This is a genomic window from Rhodococcus sp. MALMAid1271 (assembly GCF_049195265.1).
Taxonomy (GTDB): Bacteria; Actinomycetota; Actinomycetes; order Mycobacteriales; family Mycobacteriaceae; genus Rhodococcoides.
Window position 1 is genome coordinate 1 of record NZ_JBMIRQ010000022.1, and the last position, 204, is coordinate 204.

Consider the following 204-nt stretch of genomic DNA (forward strand, 5'->3'; position numbering starts at 1 on the left):
TGGTCCGTGTTCTCCAAGAAGCGCGGCCTGAACAAGAAAGCCGGCCCGCCCGTCCACGACGACCTCGTCGACCGCCAATTCACCGCACAGGAACGCAACCAGATCTGGCTGACCGACATCACCGAGCACCGTACCGACGAGGGCAAGCTCTACCTCTGCGCCATCAAAGACCTGTACTCGAACAAGATCGTCGGATACTCGATC

Annotated in this window: 1 pseudogene; it reads left to right on the top strand. The window is 59.8% G+C overall.

What is annotated here, in order from left to right:
- A pseudogene (locus ACOQFP_RS01020) lies at window positions 1-204 on the top strand (IS3 family transposase); the annotation flags it as partial.